Origin of the sequence: Nonomuraea deserti (assembly GCF_004348685.1) — a bacterium.
Classification (GTDB): Bacteria; Actinomycetota; Actinomycetes; order Streptosporangiales; family Streptosporangiaceae; genus Nonomuraea; species Nonomuraea deserti.
Map to the genome: position 1 here is coordinate 1 of NZ_SMKO01000098.1, position 22630 is coordinate 22630.

The window sequence follows — 22630 nt, forward strand, 5'->3', positions numbered from 1 at the left end:
GTTCCCGCCCCGCCCATGGGCGCCGGTTCCGTCTGTCTACGGGTGCTGGTCCGGGTCGTTCACCGGCACTGGCCCGGCTCGGCCGTGGGCGCTGATTCCGTCTGTCTACGAGGGTCGGTCCGGGTCGTCCCCGGGTCATGATCGAGGCGGCGGTGGGTGACGGGTGGGCGGAGCGCGGCGACCGGTTGCCCGCCACGGTGCTGGCGGCCGTTCTGGGACGGCCGGGTGGCAGGGTGCTCAGTTGTCACGCCGAGCCGATCCGCAACGGCACCGGTGCGGCGACCGGCGCGGTGACCCGCCTCTCCGGAACGGCTCTGCTCGGGGCAGACGATGCCGCAGCAGGCGCGTCCGGCGAAGCGTCGTCCTGGGTGAACGGCACCGGCGGTACCGATGGCACCGGCACCGGCGGCGCTCGTGGTGCTGGGGATCGGGAGGTGTCGTTCCGGGTGGTCAGGAAGGAGTTCCGGCCGCTGCGGACCGGGCGGCACGCCCCGTACACCGGAGATCCGCAGCACTGGGCTTACTGGCGGCGGGAGCCGCCGGCGTACGCGAGCGGCGTGCTGCCGCGCGGTCCCGGGCTGGCCGCTCCGCGCTGCTACGGCGTCGTGGACGACGTGGTGTACCTCGAGGACGTCGCCGGCACGCCGTCCGCGCCGCGCGTGGCGGCCCGCAGGCTCGGCGCGTGGCAGGCGGCCACGGCGGTTCCGGACGTGCCGTGGCTGGCCGGTCACCAGCTCGCCCAGCGGCTCGCGGTCACGGAATGGACGCCGGTGGACGTCGATCCCCGCATCGAGCAGCTGTGGCGGAGACAGGACGAGCTGCTGGTCGAGCTGTCCAGGTTGCCGGCGGTCCTGTCGCACGGCGACTTCTCCACCGGCAACCTGCTGGACTCGGCGGGCGCGACCGTGGTGCTCGACTGGGCCACGCTGGGCGCCGGACCGGTGGGGGCCGACCTGGCGGCGCTGGCGCTGAGCACGTTCGCCGATCCGCTGGAGGACTACCTGGCAGGGGCGCGGGGGCGCTTCGACCGGGCGGACGTCGAGCTGGGCTATCGCGCGACCCTGGCGCTGACCGGGGCCGGGCGCGTGCACTGGATGGTGGCGGGTGGCATGCGGGTGCCTGGAGGTTATGAGGACTTCGTCCTGTCTCAGGCGCCCTGACCGGCCCCGTGTCCGCCAGGGCGTGGCAACCGGCGGCGTGGACGTGCCTGCGTGCGGGGTGGGATCGTTCACGTGCCGGAAGGGTGGCTTGTCGGCGACGGCGACGGAGGCGGTGGCGGAGGCGGAGGCGGTGGCGCGGCTGCCGGCCAGGCGCAGGGAGCAGGCGGTTCTCGTGCGGCGGGTCGTCGAAGAGGGCCGTCATGCGAAGACCGCACTGTGGTCAGGTTCGGTCATGCCTCCTGGGGCGTGTGTCAGGCCACCCAGACGCCCTCTCGCATCAGGATCCGGCCGGGGAATTCCCGTTCGACGTGCCATGCCTGGATCGTGCGCGGCCGGACCTCGAAGAACGCGTATGGCACGTCCTCCTTGCGGGGATCCCACCCGTACTTCTTCCCGAACGTGCCGGCTGCCGCTTCCGCCACCTCGTGCGCGGCGAAGGCCTTCACAACGCCGTCGATGAGCACGACATCTTGGGTGTCGGCCAAGGCCAGCCGGGTCCGGCCGCCGTTGCGCAAGTTGCGTCCGGTGGGGTTCGTGGCTCTGGTCGACAGCCAGACGGCCTGCCCGTGCCAGACGAACCACAAGGGCACCAGGTACGGCACGCCGTCCGCGGCGGCCGATGCCACCCAGATGTCCCGCTCCCGTTCCAGCCGGTTGAGCACGTCGTGCGTGCGTCGTTCAGGAGTGCGGGACTGCTCGTTGATCTCCATGGTGGCGAGGTTACGGTGCGGTGGGACGGGTGCGCCTCCGGCGAAGGACCTAAGACCCGGCCTCGTCCGGCGTCTCCTCGCGCCGGTCGTTCACCCTGGGAAAGGGCCCGCTCCTCGCACGGCTAACCGATCAGGAATCGAGAAGCGTACGCGGCCCTGCCGTGCCTAGTGTGACGTGCATGAACGTCACCATTCACGCGAGTTTCCTGCCGCACGACGACCCGGACGCGTCCCTGGCCTTCTACCGCGACGTCCTCGGTTTCGAGGTACGCGACGACGTCGGCTACGACGGGATGCGCTGGATCACGGTCGGTCCCGCAGGCCAGCCCGGCACGTCCATCGTCCTGCAGCCACCGGCAGCCGACCCCGGGATCACCGAAGCCGAGCGCGTCACCATCGCCGAGATGATGGCCAAGGGCACCTATACCGGCGTCCTGCTGGCCACGGACGACCTCGACGGCTTCTTCGCGCGGGTGGAGGCCGGCGGCGCGGAGGTCATCCAGGAGCCGATCGAGCAGCCGTTCGGGGTGCGTGACTGCGCCTTCCGCGACCCCGCCGGCAACATGATCCGCGTGCAGGAGTTGCGCTGAGCGCCTGCGGCCGTCCCATCACCGCGCGAGATCGATCGCATGCGCGGCATCGACCCGCACGGCGCCGCGCGCCTCGACCTGTCCGCGACCGGCCGCCCTGCCGCGGAAGCCGGCGCGAAACGGGCGGACTCCGGGGTTCCGCCGCCAGCTGCTGACCCACACCGTCAAGCCGTAGCCGCGGTACGGCCCGCCCGCCCATGCCCGGGACGGCTGCTTCCGCAGCGGGCAGGCGGGCGACCTGCGTTCACCGTTGAGGCGCCCGGCGATGACGGGTGGTCACCGGCCCTTGCTCACCCTGCCGTCGGGCGGCCGGACGCGGTGAAGGTCCAGGCCGGCGTCCACGACCTCTGATCGCTCCAGGCCGGTGACGTCGCCCAGGGCGATCCACGCGGCCAGGTCGGTGCTGCCGCCGATCTCGTGGCGCAGCGTGCCGCCGGTGACGTGGCCTGCGTACATGACGCGCAGGGCGTGGAAGTCGGCCTGGCGCTGGGTGGCCCGCGGGTAAGGGCGGTGCAGGGTGCTGATGCCGAGCAGGGCGTCGATGGCGACGGTGTAGCCGGTCTCCTCCTCCACCTCGCGAATGGCGGCGTCGACCGGGTCCTCGCCGTGGTCGAGACCGCCGCCGGGCAGCGTCCAGAGCCGCTCGCCGGCGGGGCCGACCCAGCGGGCCAGGAGGATCTGTCCGTCCTCCACGCAGATGGCGTACGCGGACACGCGCAGTTCCTTGACGATCATCACCGGCCAGGGATATCACGGGACGTACGGGGATGACGACGGGATTTCGCCGGTACGCGGGCGCCGGGCCGAGGGAGTTCGTGACGCCGTAGGCGAAAGGTCTCGTCGCGACAGGTGAATTGCGGGTCAATGGTGCCATGAGAGCGGCATATGACGAGATCGCCGACTGGTACGAGCGAGAGTTCGTCCTCCGCGACGAAGACGACCGGCTCGGCATCCGGCGCTCGATCCGCGAGCTGCTCGGGCAGGGGAGCGGGCCGTGCCTGGAGACCGGATGCGGCACGGGCGCGTACGCCGGACTGATCAAGGAGCTCGGGTGGGCGCCGGTGGGCGTGGACCTGTCGGCGGGCATGCTGGGGTACGCGCGCTCCCGGCTGCCGGTCGTGCGCGGGAACGCCGAGCGGCTGCCGTTCCGCGACGGAGCCCTGCCGGCGGTCGTCTCGGTCATGGTCCACACCGACATGCCCGGATACATGGGTGTTCTGAGGGATATTTCCAGGGTGCTGCGGCCGGGCGGGATCCTCGTGCACGTGGGGGTGCATCCGTGTTTCGTCGGCGGGTTCGCCGACTGGAGCGACCAGGACGCGGTGATGATCCGTCCCGGCTACCTCGACCGGCACTGGACCAAGGCGTCGTGGACCAGCCAGGGGCTGCGCGACAAGGTCGGAGCGAGCCACTGGCCGCTGCCCGAGCTGCTGCACGGCTTCCTGGACGCGGGCTTCGCGCTCGAACGGTTCGCCGAGGGCTGCGCGCCCGTGCCCATGACGCTTTCGGTCAGAGCTCGACGGGTGACGGGTGACGGACCGCGGCGACGGTGACGGGCGACGGGCGACGGCGACGGGCGACGGGCGACGGCGACGGTGACGGGTGACGGCCAATGGGCCACGGTGACGGGCGACGGCGGCGGGTGACGGCGAAGGTGACGGCGGCGGGTGACGGTGACGGTTACGGATGTTGCGTCCCGCTGAACCCATGGCAATCCCGTTGACATCCCGCGACCGAGGCCGAGATCGCCAGGCCGCGAACGACCTTCGACCGCGCCGAGCGCGGCCCCGAGCGGCCCCGGCCGCCCAAGAAGGCTAAGGCACCGAAGGCGCGCGGCAAATGGCGCACGCGTGGCCGCCCGGACCCGCGCTGCCGCCCGGCCCGACCCACCTCCGCTGAACCCGAAGCGGTCGAGGAGGCCGCACAGACCGGCGAACAGCGGAAGGACGTGGCCGAGGTGATCCCGCTCGGGATCTTCAACGCCCACGAAGAAGCACACCAACGCTGGTGACCCCCAGCCGGCTGACCACGAAGGACAGCGGATTGAGCGCGCAGGAGCCCCAGTGGCGGGGTTTCCAGAAAAGCGTGATCAACGCCTTGGCGGGCTCCTGGCAGCCGCGCGTCCGACGGCAACCGCACCCGCCGTTCTCCAGGCTGCGATCTACCCAGAGGTCATCACCTTGGCGCAGGTGCTCGCGGCGAAGCGATGACGCGAGTGCGCCCGCCACGGCGATGAACGTGGCCTGCACCAGGTCTATCGAGAAGTCAGCCACGGCCTCGCAATGCCCTGCCAGCACGCTCCCGATGACCCGCTCGCGCGCTGGATCCTCGGACAGCGGCTCATCAGCCCCGCGTCGTGCCGAAAAGGAGCCGGATCACCGAGCGGGCAAGGGCCTCCGGATCACCGTGGGCGGTTTCTGGCAGGGCTCCGCTCAGCCACAAGCTGGCGAAACCGTGGGCCAGCGACCATCCGGCGATGGTGGTCAAGCGGTTTTGCGCCGGACCCGGCGACAGCCTGCCGGCGCTGGTGACGAGCACATGAGCCGCGCGCTCACGCGCCGTCTGCAGACTGGGATCGTCCATGCGATACAACTCCGGCCGGAACATCACCTCGAAGTAGGGCCGATGGTCGATGGCGAAGCGGACATAGGCGACTCCGACGTCCAGCACGTCATCGGCCGCTCGCTCCAGGGCGTTGGCGAACACCTCGAATCCTTCGGCGGCCACGGCCGTCAGCAGCCCCGCCTTGTCGCCGAAGTGGTGGGCGGGGGCAGCGTGCGAGACGCCCGCGCGCCGGGCCAACTCGCGCAGGCTCCATCCGGCCGGGCCGGATTCCATGATGGCCTCGAGAGCGGCGTCGATGATGGCGCGCCGCAGGTTGCCGTGGTGGTAGGCCGTCTGCTTGATCTGCCTCGCCTCCGCGCTTTCTGTGTTCGATGGGGCAGGGCTCACCATATCTTGACGTTGACAAGATAGCGAGTCTCCTTCAATCTTTCCGATGACAAGATTGGAGGGACGGGATGGTTCCGTTCATCGCCCTGCTCGGTGGCTTCGTCGTCTTGCGGCTGCTCGGCTTGGCCGGCATCGACGTCCTGGACGGCTGGCAGCCCGCACTGCGGGGCGCTCTCGCCCTGATGTTCGTGGTCACCGGCGTGCCGCACTTTCTGCCCTCGTGGCGCCGCGACTTCGTCGCGATGATCCCCGAGGTGTTCCCGCATCCGGCCCTGCTGGTCACCATCACCGGAGTCCTGGAACTGGCCGGCGCCGCCGGCCTGCTGATCCCGCCCCTGGCGCCATGGGCCGCGATCGGGCTCGCGCTGCTCATGGTCGCCATGTTCCCGGCCAACGTCCTGGCCGCCCGCCGCGGCCTCACCCTGGCCGGAAAGCCCGTGACCCCGCTGCCCGTCCGCACCGCCCTGCAAGTGCTGTTCATCGCCGCCGCCATCGCTGCGGCCGCGTAGGTCGCGGCCCGAGCACCCCTCGCCTCACCCGTCCGCACACACCATGACACCAAAGGACGACGAATGAACGTTCCCGACAAATCCCTGGACATCGACTACATCGACCACACCGTGCTCATCACCGCCGACCTCGCCGCGGCATCCGCCCGCTTCGAGGCCCTCGGCTTCACGCTCAGCCCCACCTCGCCTCACCTGCTGGCCGAACACCCCGGCGGCCCGACCTCGCCTACCTGCACCGCCAACCGATGCGCCTACTTCGGTCAGTCGTTCATCGAACTGCTCGGCATCGTCGACCCCGCCGCCCCCGACCCCTGGGGCGTCCACCAACTGCGCGAAACCTATCGCGGCCTGCTGATGACCCTCGGTTCCCGCGACGTGCGGACCACCGCCCACCGGTTGCGCACCGCCGGTCTGGCCTCCACCGGAGTTCGCGCGCTGGAGCGGGAGGTGCCCACCCCGGAGGGCCCGCGGACCGTCCGCGCCGACAGCGTCCGCATCGACGCAGCCCACACCCCAGAGGGCGCGCTCCAAGCCACCCAGCACCACACTCCCCAGTACGTCCACCAGCCGCGGTTTCTCGATCACCCCAACGGCGCGATCGGGCTGCACAGCGTGCTGCTGGTCGTCCCCGACAACGACGTGGACGCCCACGAAGAGCGCTACGCTCGGATGCTGGACGCCGACGTGTGGATCGACGGCGTCAAGCGAGTGCTGCCCCTGCGGCACGGCCGCGTGGAGATCGTTCCGCACTCCGCACTCCACCAGCTGCTGCCCGGACACACCCCGCCCGCCCTGCCTCTGCTGGCCGCCCACACCATCGCCGTGACGGACCTGACCGTCGCACGCAAGCTCATCGAGGCCAACGCCATCGTCACGCACACCACCCCTGACGGCTTCTATGTCGCCGCCAAGGACGTCTGTGGCGTGCCGCTCGCCTTCACGCAGAGCTGACAGGCCTCAGCTGACCATGAACAGCCCCGCTCGGCGGGCGCTGTCTGGTCTTCGCCGGCGCCGGCGGCTCCGGGCTGAGCACGACGTCGTGCTCGGGCAACAGGCGGCTGCCGGCCGGAGACCAGCCGCTGCGGCTCTCCGACCGGACCCAGGGCATGCGGCCGCTCACGCCCGAGCTGATCGACGCCCTGGGCACGCCTGCCCGGGTGCGGGCCGAGCCCGCCCCCGACCGTACGCACCTGACAGTGATCATCGTGGTGGCGGGAGCGCTCGCGCTGGGCATCGTCGCCTGGCTCCGCAGAGGCACGAGGTGACGCCCTCCGGCCGTTACGGCAGAGCCCGCTGGACCACCGCCGCGCCCAGCGGCCCCAGCTCCACGTGCCCCGACACCGGCGACCCCGTGAGCAGGTCCGTCCCGTGCCCTTCGAGGGGGACGGACGCGCCCAGCTCCGCGCTGTGGTTGAGCAGGAACACGTACTCGTACGTCTCGTCCCCCCGCACCGAGCACTCCACGTGCGCGGGCACGCCCTCGGACCGCGAGCGCACGCCCGCCGACTCCACGGCCTCCAGCACCACCGCGTCGAGGGCGGCCTGCTCCAGCAGCGTCGCGACGTAGACGACCCGCCCCGCGCCGTACCGGTTCTCGGTCACGGCGGCCCGGCCTTCGAGCAGCCCGTCGGCGTAGGTGGCCAGCGCCGTGCCCGTCTCCAGGTGGAGGTCGTCGCGCCACCAGGTCGACGTGGCCCGCCGCCCGTCGGCGAACCGTACGGTGAACACCTCGTGCGGGCGCGCCGGCCAGTACTCGTCGATCTTCGCGCCGATGAGCTCGCGGAACGCGCCGGGATACCCGCCGGGCCGTACCCGGTTGCAGTCGTCGACCACGCCCGAGAAGAAGGACATGACGACCGTGCCGCCGTCGCGCGCGAAGGCCCGGATGCGCTCCGCGCCCTCGTCGCCGATCAGGTACGCGTTGGGCACCACCAGCACCTTGTACCCGTCCAGGGACGACCCCGACGACACCATGTCGACCGCGTGGTGCCGCTCCCACAGCGGCGTGTAGTGCCGCATGACCGTGTCGGTGTAGCTGAAGTCGCTGCGGGGCAGGCCGTGCGTCTCCTCCAGCCCCCACCAGCCGTCCCAGTCGAACAGCACGGCGATCTCCGCGCGCGAGGTCGTCCCGGCCACGGGCGCCAGCAGCCTCATCTCCCGGCCGAGCTCGACGATCTCCTTGAACGTGCGCGAGCCGGGGCCCGAGTGCGGCAACATCGCCGAGTGGAAGCGCTCGTGCCCGCCCCTGCTGGCCCGCCACTGGAAGAACATCACCGAGTCGGCGGCCCGCGACACCGCCTGCAGCGAGCCCAGCCGCATCCGCCCCGGCTCCTTGACGACGTTGAGCTTCCACTGGCAGACGGCGCTGCTCGACTGCTCCATCAGCATCCACGGCTGCCCGCCCTTGAGCGAGCGGAACAGGTCGTAGTTGAAGGCGGCCGACACGTGCGAGTCGGCCTCGGCGGGATTGGGGTAGATGTCGAGCGCGGCCGCGTCCTCCTCCTGCGCCCACCGCCAGTAGTCGGCGTGCCGGAAGAAGCGCATGAAGTTGGTCATCACCGGCACGTCATCGCGGAACGAGCGCACGATGTCGCGCTCGGCGAGATAGCACTCCAGCAGCGCGTCGGAGGTGAAGCGTTTGAAGTCGAGCTTGCGGGCCGGATTCATCCAGGTGCGCGGGATGTTCGGCACCTCGATCTGGTCCCAGTCGGTGTAGAGCTGGCCCCAGAAGCGGGTGGTCCACGCCTCGTTCAGCGTGTCGAGGTCGCCGTACCTGCGCCGCAGCCATCGGCGGAAGTTGACCGACGCGGCCTCGTTGTACGCCGTCGGGCCGTACTCGTTGCTGATGTGCCACATCGCCAGCGCGGGATGGAACGAGTACCGCTCCGCCAGCCTGGTCGTGATGCGGGCGGCGTACTCGCGGTAGATCGGCGAGGACGGGTCGTAGTGCAGGCGGTTGCCGAAGCCGAACGGCTCCCCGTCGGCCATGATGGGGAACACCTCGGGATGCAGGTGCGTGAGCCAGACGGGCGGCGCCGCCGTCGGCGTGGCCAGGTTGACGCTGATGCCGTGCTCGTGGAGCAGGTCCATGACGTCGTCCAGCCAGCCGAACTCGTACGTCCCCGGCTCGGGCTCCAGCGAGGCCCACGCGAAGACGCCCAGGCTGACGGCGTTGACGCCGGCCTCGCGCATGAGGCGGACGTCCTCCTGCCACACGGCGGGCTCCCACTGCTCGGGGTTGTAGTCGCCGCCGAAGGCGAATCCGCCGACGCGAGTCCGGAACGCGTCCATGCGAGTCATGTCAGGAACTCCCGTGAGTGGTGGGCACGCTGAAGAGAGGGGCCGCGGAGACGCCGGTCAGAGGAGGCGTGAGGTGACGCCGGCGGTGTCCGCGGCGATGCGGGCCGCGCCGTCCGCGCCGGTGTCGCCGTCGGCGATGGTGACCGCGTAGCGGAAGGTTAGCGACGCGCCCGGCTCCACCGGCCGCACGACGTCGAAGAACGGCGCGGGGCAGACGCACGCGAAGATCCCCGTCCGCACGAACCACTGGACCGGCTCGTCGCTGGGGCCGTCGTCGACGAACACGAGCGTCGAGCTCGCGTCCACCTCGTCGTGGTCGCCGGAGTAGGCCAGCCACGTGCCCCGCTCGCCCATCATCTCGTCGCCGCCGGTGCGGCCGTCCATGTGAACGCGGCCGTTGCTGAACGAGCGCGGCCCGCGCCAGAACAGCCCGCCGTACCCGGCGTTGGGCCGCCCCTCGGTGGTGGGGCTGCCGATCGGGACGGTGGCGCCGGAGACGTTGGTGAACTCGGTCGCGTACGCCAGCGTCCACCCGTCCCTGCCGAGCAGCGCCCCGAAGGACCGGCGCTCGGTGAACCACGGCTCGCCGGTGCTGGCCACCCAGGTCAGCGACTCCTTGACGGCCATCCGGTCATCGCCGCCGCTGATCGAGTCGAAGCCGTTGTGCACGATGGCGCCGTTGTTGTCCGCCTGCACGTAGCCGCGGTCGCGGTAGTACGTGACGCCGCCCCAGAAGTTCTGCGTGCCCACGTTCGGCAGAGACCAGGCGATGCCCTTGTGCCAGACGTGGTCCCAGGGCCGGTAGAGCGACACCAGCCGGCCGGACAGGGTGCGCAGCGGGTGAAAGTAGGGGCGGGGCGACTCCAGTTGCCGGTCCCACGGGCCGTACACGTAGCGGAACAGGTCGACGCCGCCGCTGGTGAGCGTCAGCGCGCGCCCGCGCTCGTCGGTGAGCCGCAGTCCGTCGACAGGTTCGGTCATCAGGCGGTCCCTTCGGTCGTGAGCCACGGGGCCCGGTGGCCGCCCATGGAGGAGTAGAACGGGGATCCCTCGGCCAGCTCGCCGCGCGCCACCTCCCGGCCGGTGAAGGCGGAGGCGTAGACGGCGGCGATGAGCTCGAGGGTCGGGCGGGCCTGCGCCGTCGTGACCGGCATCGGCGCACCGGAGCGCAGGGCCTCGGCGACGGCCGCGAACTGGGCCGAGTGGCCGGAGGGCGCACCGGGAGGCAGCGCGTTCCAGCGTGACCCGGCGTCCGGGTCGCCGGGTGCCGGGGTGAAGCGCCAGGAGTCGTCGCCGTAGCCGTACAGGTGTTCCAGCTCGACCGTGCCGCCGGCGAAGTCGAAACGAAGGTAGCTGGTCTCGCGGGCGGACAGCAGGCTGTTGACGATCACCAGGGTGGCTCCCGAGGCCAGGGTCACCACCGCGGTCGAGAAGTCCTCCGTCCGGGTCGGCCGCGCCTTGCGGCCCGCCGTGGCGCGCACCGACTCCCACGGGCCGGCCAGGGACAGCATGAGGTCCATCTGGTGGATGCCGTGGCCCATGGTGGGCCCGCCACCCTCCGACTCCCAGGTGCCGCGCCACGGCACCGCGAAGTAGGAGTCGGGACGGAACCACAGCGTGTTGCAGAGCGCCAGGTGCAGCGGCCCGAAGTCGTCGCGCGCGATCGCCTCGCGCAGCGCGACCGCGCGGGCGCCGAACCGGTGCTGCGAGACGGTGCCGAACGAGCCGGCGCTGCGCGCCTCGGCCGCGGCGATCTCGTCGAACTCCCGCAGCGACAGCGCCGGCGGCTTCTCGCACAACACCGACCAGCCCCGCTCCAGTACCGCCACGGCCTGGTCGCGGTGCAGCCCGGGCGGGGAGCACAGGTGCACGACGTCGCACTCCGACCGTTCGATGAGTTCCTCGACGCGCGTGTAGCGCTCGGGCACCCCCCACTCGGCGGCGAACGCGTCCAGCCGGCCGGCGTCGATGTCCACGGCGGCGACGACCCTCGCCGACTCGCCCAGCGCCGACACGGCGGCGGCGTGGATGCCGGCGATGCCGCCGGTGCCGACGATCGCGATCCTCATGACGGCTGCCCCTTCTCGATGGACACGGCGGTCAGCCGCCGCTCGTCCCCGGTGATCTCGTGTACTTGCCCGGTCAGCAGCACGGTCGCCTCGGCCACCACGTCGGCGGCCGAGCGTCGCACCGACACGCCCACCTCGCCGGGCTCGACGACGCGCCGCCCGTCCCTGCCGGTGAACGCCAGCAGCCGGGCGGGCACGTCGAAGCCCACCGTCGCGCTCTCGCCGGGGTCCAGCTCGACCCTGGCGTAGCCGACGAGCTGGGCGAGCGGCCGGGTGACCGAGGCGATCCGGTCGGAGGCGTACAGCTGGACGACCTCGGCGCCCGGCCGCTCGCCCGCGTTGCGCACGACGACCGAGCACCGGATCGGCTCACCGGCCCGGACCCGCCCGCCGGCCGTCAGGTTGTCGTAGGCGAAGCGGGTGTAGCTCAGCCCGTGGCCGAAGGCCAGCTCGGGAGCCGGGTCGACGGCGCTGACCGAGCCGGCCGCGCCCAGCTTGGGGTGCAGGTAGCTGTAGGGCTGGCCGGCGGTCGCGCGCGGCATGCTCATCGGCAGCCGGCCCGAGGGGTTCACGGAGCCGCTGAGCACCCGGGCGATGGCGCCGGCCCCTTCCTCGCCGGGGAAGTACGCCTGCACGACGGCGGCGGCGTTCCTGATGATCCCCGGCACCGCGTAGGCGCGGCCGGTCATCAGCACCACCACGACCGGCGTGCCCGTGGCGATGACCGCGTCGGCCAGCTCCTGCTGCGCGCCGGGCAGGTCGAGCGTCTCCACGTCGCAGCCCTCGCCGGAGGTGCCCCTGCCGAACAGCCCCGACCGGTCCCCGAGCACGAGGATCGCGACGTCGGACCCGGCGGCCAGGCGGGTGGCGGCGGCGATCCCCGAGCGATCGCCGTCGTCCACCCCCGTGCCCCGCTCGGCCCGGATCACGGCTTCGGGCAGTTCCTCCCGCAGCGCGTCGAGCACCGTGGGCGCGTCGATGCCGGTCTCCACGCCGGGGGAGTGCGGCAGCACGTGGTTGACGAAGGAGTAGCAGCCGAACAGCGCCGTGACGCTGCCGGCGTTCGGGCCGAGGACCGCGACGCGCCTGCCCGCGGCCTGGCCGAGCGGCAGCACACCGTCGTTGGCCAGCAGCACGATGGACTCCTCGGCCAGGCGCCGCGCCAGGCCCCGAGACTCCGGGTCGTCGAGGTCGATCGGGCCGGACCCGCGCGGCTCGTACGCGTCGTCGAGCAGGCCGAGCGCGGCCTTCTGCGTGAGCACCCTGCGCAGCGCCCGGTCGACGAGCGACTCCGGGATCCGCCCCGAGGTCACGGCCCGCTTCAGCGGCTCCAGGTAGGCGACCCCGGTGGGCAGCTCGACGTCGATGCCCGCGCTGAGCGCCTGCACGGCCGCGTCCTCGGCGTCGGAGGCCACGGCGTGCAAGGTGTGCAGGAAGGCCACCGCGAAGTAGTCGGCCACCACCGTGCCGTCGAAGCCCCACTCGTCGCGCAGGACCCGGGTGAGGTAGTGGGCGTCGGCGGCGATCGGGATGCCGTCGATCTCGGCGTAGGAGTTCATGACCGAGCCCGCCCGCGCGTCCCGCACGGCGACCTCGAAGGGGAACAGCAGCGTGTCGGCCACCTCGCGGGGGCCCGCGTGCACGGGGGCGAGGTTGCGGCCGGCGCGGGAGTCGGAGTAGCCGACGAAGTGCTTGAGCGTGGCGATCACGCCCGCGCACTGCAGGCCGCGCACGTACGCCGCGCCGATGGTCGCGACCTCGTACGGGTCTTCGGAGATGCACTCCTCGACCCGGCCCCACCGCTGGTCGCGGATCACGTCGAGCACCGGGGCCAGGCCCTGGTGCACGCCGAGCGCCCGCATGGAGGCCCCGATCCTGCGGCCCATCTCCTCCACGAGGGCGGGGTCGAACGTCGCGCCCCACGCGGGCGGCACGGGATAGGTCGTCGCCCGCCAGGCCGCCAGCCCCGTGAGGCACTCCTCGTGCGCGATGGCGGGGATGCCCAGCCGGGTGTGGTCGCGCAGCCAGCGCTGCCGGCCGGCCAGCTCGGCGCTCGCCTGTGCGGGGTCGACGGGCGTGGTGCCGAAATGGCGGGTGAGGTGGCCGAGCCCGTGGCGGGCGAACGCCTCGAACTCCTCCTCGTCGCCCTGCATCGCGTCCTGCAGCGGCGCGACGACGCCTTCTTCCCGGTTGACGTTCAGCCACAGGCCGACGAGCTGGGCGAGTTTTTCGTCGAGCGACATCTCCGCCAGCAGGTCGTCGACCCGGAGCGCCGCGGCCTCCGGCTGCTCACCGTGTGCAGGCATACACCCTCGTTCGCGGCATGGAGACCTCCATCGGTTGATAGCGCTAACAGCCGGCTTGCTCGATCACGGCGCGCTCCGCCGAACGTGCCAGACGCGGGTCGGAAAGTTTCCGGATGACTTTCCGAAATATTACGGTGACATTGCCGATCCGTTACGGTAGGCTCCGAGCTGCATCCATGTCAACAGCCTCATGAGGCAACGGCAGCTCCCTGATATCACCAGGTCAGCTGGCGGCATGCCGGGTGTGGGCATTTTCCGAAAACAACCTCGCAGGTGCCGGCCGGACACCGGCACCCACGGCAACGGGAGGTCCTGTGCCCCGAGCGCCGCGAGCCACGCTGGCCGACGTCGCGGCGGCCGCCGGAGTGTCGGTGCCGACGGTCTCCAAGGTCCTGAGCGGCAAGAAACATGTCTCCGCCGCCACCAGGGACAAGGTCCTCGAAGCGGTCAGGGTCTTCGGCTACGAGACCCCGCGCCCGCCGAGCTCGCCCAGGGTCGGCCTGGTCGACCTGCTCATCGACGGGCTCGGCTCGCCGTGGGCCGAGGTGCTCATCAGGGGCGCGGAGCGGGCGGCGGCGCGCTGGGGGTTCTCTCTCGTCGTGACCTCCTCCGCGCGGCACGACTTCGACCTGCGACGCTGGATCGGCACGGTCCGCAAGCGCGGCACCGACGGCATCGTGCTGGTGCTGACCCGGGCCGACCAGCGGGAGATCGAGGCGATCGAGGAGCTGCTGCACGTGCCCCTGGTGCTGCTCGACCCCGCGGGCCAGCGCGACCCGCGCATCTCCACCGTCGGCGCCACCAACTGGCTGGGCGGCGTCATGGCCACCACCCACCTCCTGGAGCTCGGGCACACCCGGATCGGCTTCATCGGCGGCCCGCTCGACGCGCAGTGCACACTCGACCGCTACGAGGGCTATCTGGCCGCCCACCGCACGTTCGGCATCGACCCTGACCCGGGGCTCACCCACTACGGCGACTTCATGGTCACCGGCGGCAAGGAATACGGTGCGCGGCTGCTCGGCCGCGACGACCCGCCCAGCGCCATCTTCGCGGCCAACGACCTGCAGGCCGCGGGCGTCTACCAGGCGGCCACCGAGCGCGGCGTCCGCGTGCCGGACGAGCTGTCCGTCGTCGGGTTCGACGACTCGATGGTGTGCGAGATGCTCTCACCGCCGCTCACCACCGTCCGCCAGCCGCTCGACGACATGGCGAACGAGGCGGTCCGGCTCGTCTCGGAGGAGCTGACCCACCCCCGGGGCCCCGCGGGCACCCGCATCGAGCTCGCCACCACGCTCATCGTCCGGGGCAGCACCACGTCGTACGGCGAGCGGGGCGCATGATGCCCGCGGCGTTCCCCGGCGGCACGTCCGTCACCCGGCTGTCGGTCTACACCGGCGCGTGCGCCGACGGCCTGGAGGGCGGCACCCCGCACCTGCACACCGCCTCCACCGAGGGCTACGTCGTGATCGGCGGGCGCGGAGCGCTGCAGACCCTCGACACGCAGGGTTTCAGGGAGACGGAGCTGGCGGCGGGCTCGACCGTGTGGTTCACCCCCGGCACCGTCCACCGGGCGATCAACCGCGGAGACCTGCGGGTCGTGGTCGTGATGGCGAACGCGGGTTTGCCCGAGGCGGGCGACGCTGTCATGACGTTCCCGCCCGAGATCATGGCCGACCCCGACCGTTACCGCGCCGCGGCCACCCTGCCCGCCGGCGAGCGGGGGGAGACGATGGAGGCGGCCGCGATGCGCCGGCGCGAGCTGGCCGTCCAGGGCTTCCGCGCTCTGGCCGGCGGCGTCGCCGGCGGCGACCTGGGCCCGCTGGAGCGGTTCTACGACCACGCGGTGGCGCTGGTGCGGCCCTCGGTCGCGGCCTGGCGCGAGACCTGGGAGCGCACGGTGGCCGCGGAGACCCGCCACACCGCCGCCGTGCTCGACGCCCTGGCCCGGGGCGACGGCGCGCACCTGCGCGCGTCGGCGCTCCTGGAGTCGCCGCAGAGCCCGGAGACCAGGTGGGGCATGTGCGGCCGGCTGCGCACCCACGACGTGCTCCACCCCGTCGAGCCCCCGGCCGGCACAGGGCAGGCCCAGGGTCAGTAGGGCACCGTGCGCACCAGCAGGATCGAGAAGACCCCCTGCCGGTAGTAGCAGCGGGTCGACAGCACCACCGTGCCGGTGTCGGCGTGGCTGGTCTGCCGCGTGCACAGGACCGGCGACCCCGCGTCGACGCCGAGCAGCTTCGCCACGCCCTCGCCGGCCAGCACCGCCTCCAGCCGGGCTTCGTCCCTGACGATGCGGGTGCCGGTGGCGTGCACGAGCGTGGGGAAGTCGCCTCCCATCCCCGTCACCGGCCCCGGGTCGAACGGGACGCCGTTGACCCGGAGCGGGACATGGTCGTAGAGCACGATCGCGGGCGTGCCGTCGATCGCCAGGCAGCGCTCCACCCGCCAGATCGGCTCACCGGGCGCCAGGCCCAGCGCGGCGGCGGCCTCGGGTGGAGCGGGAACCTGCTCGACACGGGCGTGAGGAAGCGACGGCGTGCGGCCCGTGGCGGCGATCCGGTGCGGCAGCGAGCCGATGTCGTGCAGGTCGACGAAGACGTTGGTGAACGGCCCCGCGGCCGGCCCCGGACGCTGCCGGACGAACGTGCCCACACCCCAGCGGCGGGAGATGAGGCCTTCGAGCCAGAGCTGTCCGAGGGCCTCGCGGACGGTGACCCGGCTCACGGCCAGCCGCCGGGCCAGCTCGGCCTCGGAGGGCAGCTGGTCGCCCAGCTCGAACTCCGCCGCGATGAGCTCACGGATCGCCTGGGCGGCCATGGCGGCTCGCTTGGGCGGTTTCATCACGGAACCACTGTAGAGCCGCGCTACCACGTTCCGATGCCGTAAAGCCCGCGCGGGCTGTTGGGATATCCGTCGAGCACGACGAGCTCCAGCAGCTCGTCGTGGAGGCGCCGGCGGATCGGCTCGGCGGCGGGGTCGGCGGCGAGGTCGTGCTGCTCGTCCGGATCCGCCTCCAGGTCGAAGAGCTGCTCGCCGCCCCCGCCGAAATACCGGGTGTAGCGGTGGCGGGCGGTGCGGATCGTACGCGACCAGCTCCTGGGCGAGGCCTCCCAGTGGTTGTTGTTGCTCTGCACGTAGACCGCGGTGCGCCAGTCGAGGTCCAGGCCCTGGCACAGTGGCAGGAGCGAGCTGCCGGGCAGGGCGGGCAGCTGCCGCGGGACGTGCGGGTTGCCGAGATGCGGGCGGGCCAGCGGGTCGGGTTCGAGACCGGCCAGGTCGAGGATGGTGGGCGCGAGGTCGGTCAGCTCGACGAGCTCGGAGCGCACGGCGGGGCTCAGGCCAGGTCCCGAGACGATGAGCGGGACGCGGATGCAGGTGTCGTAGTGGCGCTCCCACTTGCCGACCAGCCCGTGGTCGTGCAGAAGCTCGCCGTGGTCCGACGTGAAGATCACGTACGTCCCGGCGAGCCGCCCCGTCTCGCGCAGGCAGTCCACCAGCCGCCCGAGCTGCTCGTCCAGGTGCGCCAGGTCGGCGAAGTAGTGCAGCCGGTGGCTCTTCCAGTCGTCGACGTCGTAGGAGGCCTGCCGGTACTGCTCCCGGTCGAAGTAGGCGGGCCCGCCGGAACGCCACTCCGCGGGCAGCGGGACGGGGATGTTCTCGGCCCGTACGTGCCGCAGGTAGCCTGCGGGCGGCGCGAAGGGGTTGTGCGGCTGCACGTAGCTGACGTGCGCGAACAGCGGTCGTCCGGCCTCTGTGCCGCGGATGAAGTCGCACGCGCGCTCGGTGATCCAGCTGGTCTGGGAGATCTCGGCGGGGAACGGCAGCGTGTACGCCTCGCCGGTGGAGGCGGGGAACTCCCGCCGGGCGGCCTCGATCTCGGCCACCAGGTCGCGCCGCTGCGGCCCGTACGCGCGCAGCTCGGGGATCATCGTCATCCAGACGGTGGACAGCGCCGCGCGGTAGTGCTCGGGGTGGTGCTCGCGCACCCAGTCCAGCCACTCGCCCGCGCGGGGGTCCTCGGTGATGTGGGTGACGTCGAACCCGTAAGGGCGATAGTCGGGGCGCACGCCGCCGATCTGCGTCCGCAGGTGCAGCTTGCCGAACGCGCCCGTACGCCACCCGCCCCGCTGGAGCGTGCGCATGAAGGTGGGCAGGGCCGGATCGAGGTCGTAGCCGCACTCGGTGACGCCGTGCCCCTGGCTGGTCAGCCCGGTGGCGACGGTGGCGCGGGCCGGGGCGCAGACGGGGTTGGGCGTGAACGCGTTGGGGAACCGCACGCCGCCCTCGGCCAGCGCCCGCAGGTTCGGCAGGTCGACCACGCCCTGCCAGGCCTGCTCCAGCCAGCGCGCGGCCAGCTGGTCGACCATGACCAGCACGATGTTCGGCCGGTTCGTCATGCGTTGATGCCTTTCGTCGTCTCCGGGTACGGCCGTACGGCCAGCGTGCAGAGGACCATGATCACGGCGAGGCCCGCGATGTAGGCGGAGATGGCCCAGCTGTGCTCCGCCGCCGCGAACAGCAGCGAGGCGAAGGTCGGCGCGAGCGCCCCGCCCAGCACGGTCGCGACCTGGAAGCCGAGCGAGATCCCGCTGTAGCGGAGCCTGGCGGGGAACAGCTCGCAGAAAAGCGAGGCCTGCACGCCGTACGGCAGGCCGCTGACCAGGCCGACGAACACGCTGCCCGCGAGGATCAGCGGGATCGACCGGGTGTCGAGCAGCGCGAAGTAGAGGAACGGGGCCGGTATCAGCAGCAGCCCGCACAGCAGGTACGTCCTGCGCTTGCCGATCCGGTCGGACAGCGCACCCGCCACCAGGATGCCGATCACGTAGAAGACCCCGTTGACCAGGTTGGCGGCCACCGCGAACTCTCGCGACAGGCCCAGCTCCTGGACGGTGTACGAGATCACGAACACGCCGATGACGAAGCCGAAGGCGGCGATGGCGACGTACATGCCGATCGCCAGCGCGATCGTGCGCGGGTGCTCCCGCACGATCTGCCACACCGGCGCCCGCTCGACCCGCTGCTCGGCCTTGACCTCGCGGAATTCGGGCGACTCCTGGATCTGCAGGCGCACCACGACGCCCACGCCGACCAGGACCACGCTGACCAGGAACGGGATGCGCCAGCCCCAGGCCAGCAGCTCGCCGGTGCCGAGCGTGGCCAGCAGGGTGGTGAGGGTGAGGCTGGACAGGATGATGCCGAAGCCGCTGCCGGTCTGGACGAGGCTGCCGTACCACCCGCGCCTGGACGGGGGCGCGCTCTCGACCATGAGGCTGACCGCGCCACCCCATTCGCCGCCGATGCCCAGCCCCTGGCAGAATCGCAGGAACGTGAGCATGATGGGCGCCCAGACGCCGATGTCGGCGTACGTCGGCAGCAACCCCATGAGGAACGTGGCCGCGCCCATCACGCCGAGGCTCCACATGAGCGTCGGTTTGCGGCCCAGCCGGTCGCCGAGGTGCCCGAAGAGCACGCCGCCGAGGGGGCGTGACACGAACCCGACGGCGAACGTGCCGAACGCGAGCAGCGTTCCCGCGAGGGGGTCGGAGGTGGGGAAGAAGAGCCGGCCGAAGACCAGCGCGGTGAGGGTGCCGTAGATGGTGAAGTCGTAGAACTCGATGGTGTTGCCGACGATCGTGGCCGCGGTGAGCTTCCACGGGACGGTCCGGGCCACACCGGGTGAAGGGCCGGTGGCGGGACTGGTGGACGGGCTGGTGGGCGGGACGTCTGTCACGGCGTGCTCCCGTTAGAGAGTAGACGTCTAGACCTCATGGGTCAGATAGGACATGGTGGGATGGTGTGCGCGCGCCTGTCAAGGTGCATCGAGGAAGGAATGGGATGAAGGACCTGATTCTCGACGTGGACACCGGCGTGGATGACGCGCTGGCCCTCCTCTTCGCCGTGCGCCATCCGGAGCTGCGGCTGCGCGCGGTGACGTGCGTGGCCGGCAACACGGGCCTCGGCCAGGTGGTCGCCAACACGCTCAAGGTCCTTGACGCGGCCGGCGCGCCGGACGTGCCGGTGAGCGCGGGCGCGGAACGGCCGCTCATCGGGCCGGCCCGCGACGCCAGCCACATCCACGGCGCCGACGGCCTCGCCGACCTCGGGCTGCCCGCCTCGGCCAGGGAAACGGCCGGGGTGCCCGCCGTGGACCTGCTGCGCGACACCATCCTCGGCGCCCCGGAGCCCGTGGTCGTGGTGGGCCTGGCCCCGCTCACCAACCTGGCGCTGCTGCTGCGGGCCTATCCGGAGGTCGCCGGCAACATCGAGCGGCTCGTCCTCATGGGAGGCAGCGCCTCGACCGGCAATGCCACCCCCGTCGCCGAGTTCAACGTGTGGCACGACCCGGAAGCGGCCGCGATCGTGATGGACGCCGAAGTCCCGGTGACCATGTACGGGCTCGACGTCTTCTACCACGTCTCCGTGGACGCGCCCACGTGCGCGGAGCTGATCGGGCACGAGGAGCCGGGCAGCCGCCTGGCGGGCCTGCTGCTGCGGCACCAGATCGCCCTGTGCGGGGCCGATCCCCGCGTGAACGGCGACGGGCTGCTCGGCGACGCCGGAGCGGTGTGCGCGGTGGCCGACCCCGAGGGCCTGACCACGGAGCGGCTGCCGGTGAGCGTGGAGCTCGCCCCCGGACACAGCAGGGGCCAGACGCTGGTCGACCGGCGGGCGCTGCCGGGTGAGGACGCGGCCCACGGGCTGTCCGGGACGGCGCGCGGCGTCGACGTGGCGCTCGGCGTCGACGCCCTCCGCTACCGCAAGCTCTTCCTCGACACGCTCCTGAGCGGCCCTCCGTCCTAGGTGCGGTGTCTCAGGACGTCGGTTCCACGAAGCCCTCGTTGGTCAGCCGCTGGGGGAGGGTGGCGAACGGTTGCGCCTTGATATCGACGTGGACAGGATCGCCGACCCGGTCGTGCTCGCAGCGGATGACCTCGCGCAGTTGCGTCAACGTGCGAGCTTCTCGATGGCCGCAGGGGTGACCGGGGTGAAGAAGTCGACGAGGTTGCCGTCGGGGTCGACGGCGAGGACCGAACCTTCCGGCTCGATCGCGTCGCGGACGCGAGGCCCCTGCCCGGCTTTTTCGAGGCGCCCGTGGGTCCCGATCCAGCACACCGCGTGTTGTCGGGGTTCGCCACGGCTGAGTACCGGCACGAGGTGACCTTGCGGATCCACGGGACAGTCGAGCAGATCCGGGCCCACCTTCCCGCCAGTGTCGCGAGCCTGGAGGAGCACGAGCCCGCGGTAGGCGAGGACCGGGCGACCGACCGCCGGCTGCGCGTCCGGCTACGGGTGGAGCGGCTCGACTGGTCGCCTCCGACACTCGCCTCACTCGACCGGCCGTTCGTCATCGAGCGCCCCGATGAACTGCGCCACCTCGTCGTGGGGCTCGCCGAACGCCTCGCGTCCAACGCCCGCCAAGCCTGACGGCGAGAGACCAGTGCCATGAAAGGGCACACCCCTGGGACCGGGCGCGTCAGCGGCCGCGCATGCCGGCGTACGCCTCCCCGAGCCCCTCCTCGTTGCCCGCCGCGCTGGTGACGCCCCTCAGCAGGCCGCGCTCGATGCGGTCGGAGAAGTAGATCGCGTGGGCCATCCAGCGCAGCCGGACGAACGTGCCCAGATGGGGCAGCTCGCCGTCGATGGCCGGGTCGACGGCCCGGTAGCCGGCCACGATGTGCCGGATCGCGTGGGGCGTGTCGCGGGTCAGCACGGCGGTGCACGCGAGGTCGTACAGGATGGGTGCCTGCAGGACCGCCCCCCAGTCGACCAGGCCGTCCTCCTCGGGCGAGCGCGCGCTGAGGCGGAAGCCGTCGAGGCCGGGGTCGCCGTTGACCACGCCGGCGCGCAGGTGCGGGGCGGCCTCGCGCGCCTCCTCCAGCACGCGCGCCGCCATCGTGCGGATGTGCGGCGCCATCGGCAGCTCGCGCAGGCAGTCGCTCGCCCACGGCCAGGGCCACCGGTGCTGCTTGCCGACGTCGGCGATGTCGTTGCCGATCGCGTGGTGCGCGCGGGCCAGCACGGCTCCCATCCGGTGCAGGTCGTCCGCCGAGGAGGCGTCCGGCGGGCGGCCGGGGACGTAGCGCAGCAGGGCCAGCAGCCCCTCGTCCAGGTCCGCGGCCAGGCGGCCGCCGGGCAGGGGGACGGGTGCGCCGCTGGCCAGCCCGCCCCGCTCCGCGCGGGCCGCCACCCGCAGACCGCCGAGGAAGGCGGTGGCGGACCCCACGTCGGACAGTTTGGCGACGTAGCGCGCGCCGGGAGCGGTGCGGACCAGCCAGGTGACGGAGTTCCAGCCGCCGGGCAGCGGCTCGGCGGAGGCCACCGGCAGGCTCCACGCGGTCAGCGCGGCGAGCAGCCGGTCGGTGTCCAGCGGCATTCAGATCAGTCCCGCGTCGCGCACCTTCATGGCCACGTGAACCCGGTTGTCGGTGCCGAGCTTGGCGAAGATGCGCGTGATGTTGGCCTTGACCGTGGCCACGCTGACGCAGAGGCTGGCCGCGATCTCGGTGTTGGAGCCGCCCTTGGCGATCTCGACGGCGACCTCCCGCTCGCGTTCGGTCAGCCGGGACAACTCCTCCAGCGCCTGCGGTCGGCGCGGGTCGTGCCTGCCGGTGGCGGCCGCGATCACCTGCTGGGCGACGCTCGGCGACAGCACCGGCTCGCCCCGCGCGCACGCGCGCACGGCCTCGATCATCTTGGGCGGCGGCGTGTCCTTCAGCAGGAAGCCGTGCGCCCCGAGTTGGAGGGCGCGCAACACCATGTCGTCGGCGTCGAACGTGGTCAGCACGAGGATCTTGGGCGGGGAAGGGCTCTGGAGCAGCAGCTCGGTGGTGGTGAGGCCGTCCTGGTGCGGCATGCGGATGTCCATCAGCACGACGTCAGGACGCAGGTCGCGGATCACGGCCATGGCCTGCCTGCCGTCGGCCGCCTCCCCGGCCAGCTCGAGGTCGGGCTCGCCGCCCAGGATGAGGCGCAGCCCCGTGCGCACCATCGGGTCGTCGTCCACGATCACCATACGAAGGCGGGTCAC

Annotated in this window: 25 protein-coding genes; 10 read left to right on the forward strand and 15 right to left on the reverse strand. The window is 72.1% G+C overall.

All coding sequences use genetic code 11. From position 1 onward, the window contains the following. Positions 1–137: 137 nt before the first annotated feature. Positions 138–1160 (forward strand): phosphotransferase, encoded by a 1023-nt coding sequence (locus tag E1292_RS29470; RefSeq protein ID WP_132598762.1) that lies wholly within the window; start codon positions 138–140, stop codon positions 1158–1160. A gap of 251 nt (positions 1161–1411) precedes the next feature. Here the strand turns inward: E1292_RS29470 and E1292_RS29475 are convergent, their stop codons facing one another. Further along, complete coding sequence (locus E1292_RS29475) at positions 1412–1870, reverse strand: pyridoxamine 5'-phosphate oxidase family protein (protein ID WP_132598764.1); 459 nt, start codon at positions 1868–1870, stop codon at positions 1412–1414. Positions 1871–2049: 179 nt separating this feature from the next. Between E1292_RS29475 and E1292_RS29480 the strand changes: the two genes are divergently transcribed. Then, on the forward strand, positions 2050–2460 hold the full coding sequence (locus tag E1292_RS29480; protein WP_132598766.1) for a VOC family protein: 411 nt from the start codon (positions 2050–2052) through the stop codon (positions 2458–2460). Between the two features lie 276 nt (positions 2461–2736). On the opposite strand, the gene E1292_RS29485 is transcribed toward E1292_RS29480, so the two are convergent. Continuing rightward, positions 2737–3195 (reverse strand): NUDIX hydrolase, encoded by a 459-nt coding sequence (locus tag E1292_RS29485; protein WP_132598814.1) that lies wholly within the window; start codon positions 3193–3195, stop codon positions 2737–2739. A 137-nt stretch (positions 3196–3332) separates the two neighbouring features. Between E1292_RS29485 and E1292_RS29490 the strand changes: the two genes are divergently transcribed. Further along, positions 3333–4013 (forward strand): class I SAM-dependent methyltransferase, encoded by a 681-nt coding sequence (locus tag E1292_RS29490; protein ID WP_132598768.1) that lies wholly within the window; start codon positions 3333–3335, stop codon positions 4011–4013. A gap of 423 nt (positions 4014–4436) precedes the next feature. On the opposite strand, the gene E1292_RS29495 is transcribed toward E1292_RS29490, so the two are convergent. Next, entirely contained in the window at positions 4437–4733 is a 297-nt protein-coding gene (locus tag E1292_RS29495; RefSeq protein WP_132598770.1) for a hypothetical protein, read from the reverse strand. 70 nt (positions 4734–4803) lie between these two features. After that, positions 4804–5415, reverse strand: coding sequence for a TetR/AcrR family transcriptional regulator (locus E1292_RS29500; RefSeq protein ID WP_132598772.1), 612 nt, complete (start codon positions 5413–5415; stop codon positions 4804–4806). Positions 5416–5480: 65 nt separating this feature from the next. On the opposite strand from E1292_RS29500, the gene E1292_RS29505 reads away from it, so the two are divergent. The 3 genes from E1292_RS29505 (at position 5481) to E1292_RS51430 (ending at position 7186) form a co-directional block, all read left to right on the forward strand. Continuing rightward, positions 5481–5921, forward strand: coding sequence for a DoxX family protein (locus E1292_RS29505; protein ID WP_132598774.1), 441 nt, complete (start codon positions 5481–5483; stop codon positions 5919–5921). A 63-nt stretch (positions 5922–5984) separates the two neighbouring features. After that, positions 5985–6872, forward strand: coding sequence for a VOC family protein (locus tag E1292_RS29510; protein ID WP_132598776.1), 888 nt, complete (start codon positions 5985–5987; stop codon positions 6870–6872). A 155-nt stretch (positions 6873–7027) separates the two neighbouring features. Further along, positions 7028–7186: a hypothetical protein gene (locus tag E1292_RS51430; protein WP_165974797.1), complete on the forward strand. Its 159-nt coding sequence runs from the start codon at positions 7028–7030 to the stop codon at positions 7184–7186. A 13-nt stretch (positions 7187–7199) separates the two neighbouring features. Here the strand turns inward: E1292_RS51430 and E1292_RS29515 are convergent, their stop codons facing one another. The 4 genes from E1292_RS29515 to E1292_RS29530 all read right to left on the reverse strand — a co-directional run bounded on the left by E1292_RS29515 (position 7200) and on the right by E1292_RS29530 (position 13596). Beyond that, positions 7200–9212, reverse strand: a complete 2013-nt coding sequence (locus E1292_RS29515; protein ID WP_132598778.1) for a beta-galactosidase — start codon at positions 9210–9212, stop codon at positions 7200–7202. A 66-nt stretch (positions 9213–9278) separates the two neighbouring features. Further along, complete coding sequence (locus tag E1292_RS29520; protein ID WP_132598780.1) at positions 9279–10202, reverse strand: DUF6807 domain-containing protein; 924 nt, start codon at positions 10200–10202, stop codon at positions 9279–9281. Further along, positions 10202–11290, reverse strand: a complete 1089-nt coding sequence (locus tag E1292_RS29525; RefSeq protein ID WP_132598782.1) for a Gfo/Idh/MocA family protein — start codon at positions 11288–11290, stop codon at positions 10202–10204. The genes E1292_RS29520 and E1292_RS29525 overlap by 1 nt, the downstream gene beginning before the upstream one ends. Then, on the reverse strand, positions 11287–13596 hold the full coding sequence (locus E1292_RS29530; RefSeq protein WP_132598784.1) for a beta-xylosidase/alpha-l-arabinosidase: 2310 nt from the start codon (positions 13594–13596) through the stop codon (positions 11287–11289). The genes E1292_RS29525 and E1292_RS29530 overlap by 4 nt, the downstream gene beginning before the upstream one ends. 314 nt (positions 13597–13910) lie before the next feature. Here E1292_RS29530 and E1292_RS29535 point away from each other — a divergent pair, with 314 nt between their 5' ends. Further along, complete coding sequence (locus E1292_RS29535) at positions 13911–14939, forward strand: LacI family DNA-binding transcriptional regulator (protein ID WP_246090426.1); 1029 nt, start codon at positions 13911–13913, stop codon at positions 14937–14939. Next, on the forward strand, positions 14936–15697 hold the full coding sequence (locus E1292_RS29540; RefSeq protein ID WP_246090427.1) for a cupin domain-containing protein: 762 nt from the start codon (positions 14936–14938) through the stop codon (positions 15695–15697). The genes E1292_RS29535 and E1292_RS29540 overlap by 4 nt, the downstream gene beginning before the upstream one ends. On the opposite strand, the gene E1292_RS29545 is transcribed toward E1292_RS29540, so the two are convergent. From E1292_RS29545 to E1292_RS29555, 3 genes are read right to left on the reverse strand one after another with little or no spacing between them, the layout of a single operon-like run. Further along, complete coding sequence (locus tag E1292_RS29545) at positions 15691–16440, reverse strand: GntR family transcriptional regulator (RefSeq protein WP_246090429.1); 750 nt, start codon at positions 16438–16440, stop codon at positions 15691–15693. The two genes, E1292_RS29540 and E1292_RS29545, sit on opposite strands and share 7 nt — an antisense overlap. A gap of 23 nt (positions 16441–16463) precedes the next feature. Then, complete coding sequence (locus E1292_RS29550) at positions 16464–17996, reverse strand: sulfatase family protein (protein WP_132598788.1); 1533 nt, start codon at positions 17994–17996, stop codon at positions 16464–16466. Beyond that, entirely contained in the window at positions 17993–19333 is a 1341-nt protein-coding gene (locus E1292_RS29555; protein WP_132598790.1) for an MFS transporter, read from the reverse strand. The genes E1292_RS29550 and E1292_RS29555 overlap by 4 nt, the downstream gene beginning before the upstream one ends. 104 nt (positions 19334–19437) lie before the next feature. On the opposite strand from E1292_RS29555, the gene E1292_RS29560 reads away from it, so the two are divergent. Beyond that, positions 19438–20403, forward strand: a complete 966-nt coding sequence (locus E1292_RS29560) for a nucleoside hydrolase (RefSeq protein WP_132598792.1) — start codon at positions 19438–19440, stop codon at positions 20401–20403. Between the two features lie 10 nt (positions 20404–20413). Here E1292_RS29560 and E1292_RS51435 read toward each other — a convergent pair whose 3' ends face one another. Both E1292_RS51435 and E1292_RS52885 read right to left on the reverse strand, forming a co-directional pair. Further along, the gene (locus E1292_RS51435) at positions 20414–20551 is read right to left on the reverse strand and encodes a hypothetical protein (protein ID WP_165974798.1); all 138 of its coding nucleotides are present in this window, start codon (positions 20549–20551) and stop codon (positions 20414–20416) included. Then, positions 20548–20754 (reverse strand): hypothetical protein, encoded by a 207-nt coding sequence (locus tag E1292_RS52885; RefSeq protein ID WP_220447113.1) that lies wholly within the window; start codon positions 20752–20754, stop codon positions 20548–20550. Before E1292_RS52885 ends, E1292_RS51435 begins: the two co-directional genes overlap by 4 nt. Before the next feature lie 3 nt (positions 20755–20757). On the opposite strand from E1292_RS52885, the gene E1292_RS29570 reads away from it, so the two are divergent. Beyond that, complete coding sequence (locus E1292_RS29570) at positions 20758–21027, forward strand: WCX domain-containing protein (protein ID WP_500690523.1); 270 nt, start codon at positions 20758–20760, stop codon at positions 21025–21027. 49 nt (positions 21028–21076) lie between these two features. Here the strand turns inward: E1292_RS29570 and E1292_RS29575 are convergent, their stop codons facing one another. Together E1292_RS29575 and E1292_RS29580 are read right to left on the reverse strand one after the other, a co-directional pair. Further along, entirely contained in the window at positions 21077–21976 is a 900-nt protein-coding gene (locus tag E1292_RS29575) for a phosphotransferase enzyme family protein (RefSeq protein ID WP_132598794.1), read from the reverse strand. Then, positions 21977–22630 carry a response regulator gene (locus E1292_RS29580; protein WP_246090428.1) on the reverse strand — a complete coding sequence of 218 codons (654 nt, stop codon included), beginning with the start codon at positions 22628–22630 and terminating at the stop codon, positions 21977–21979.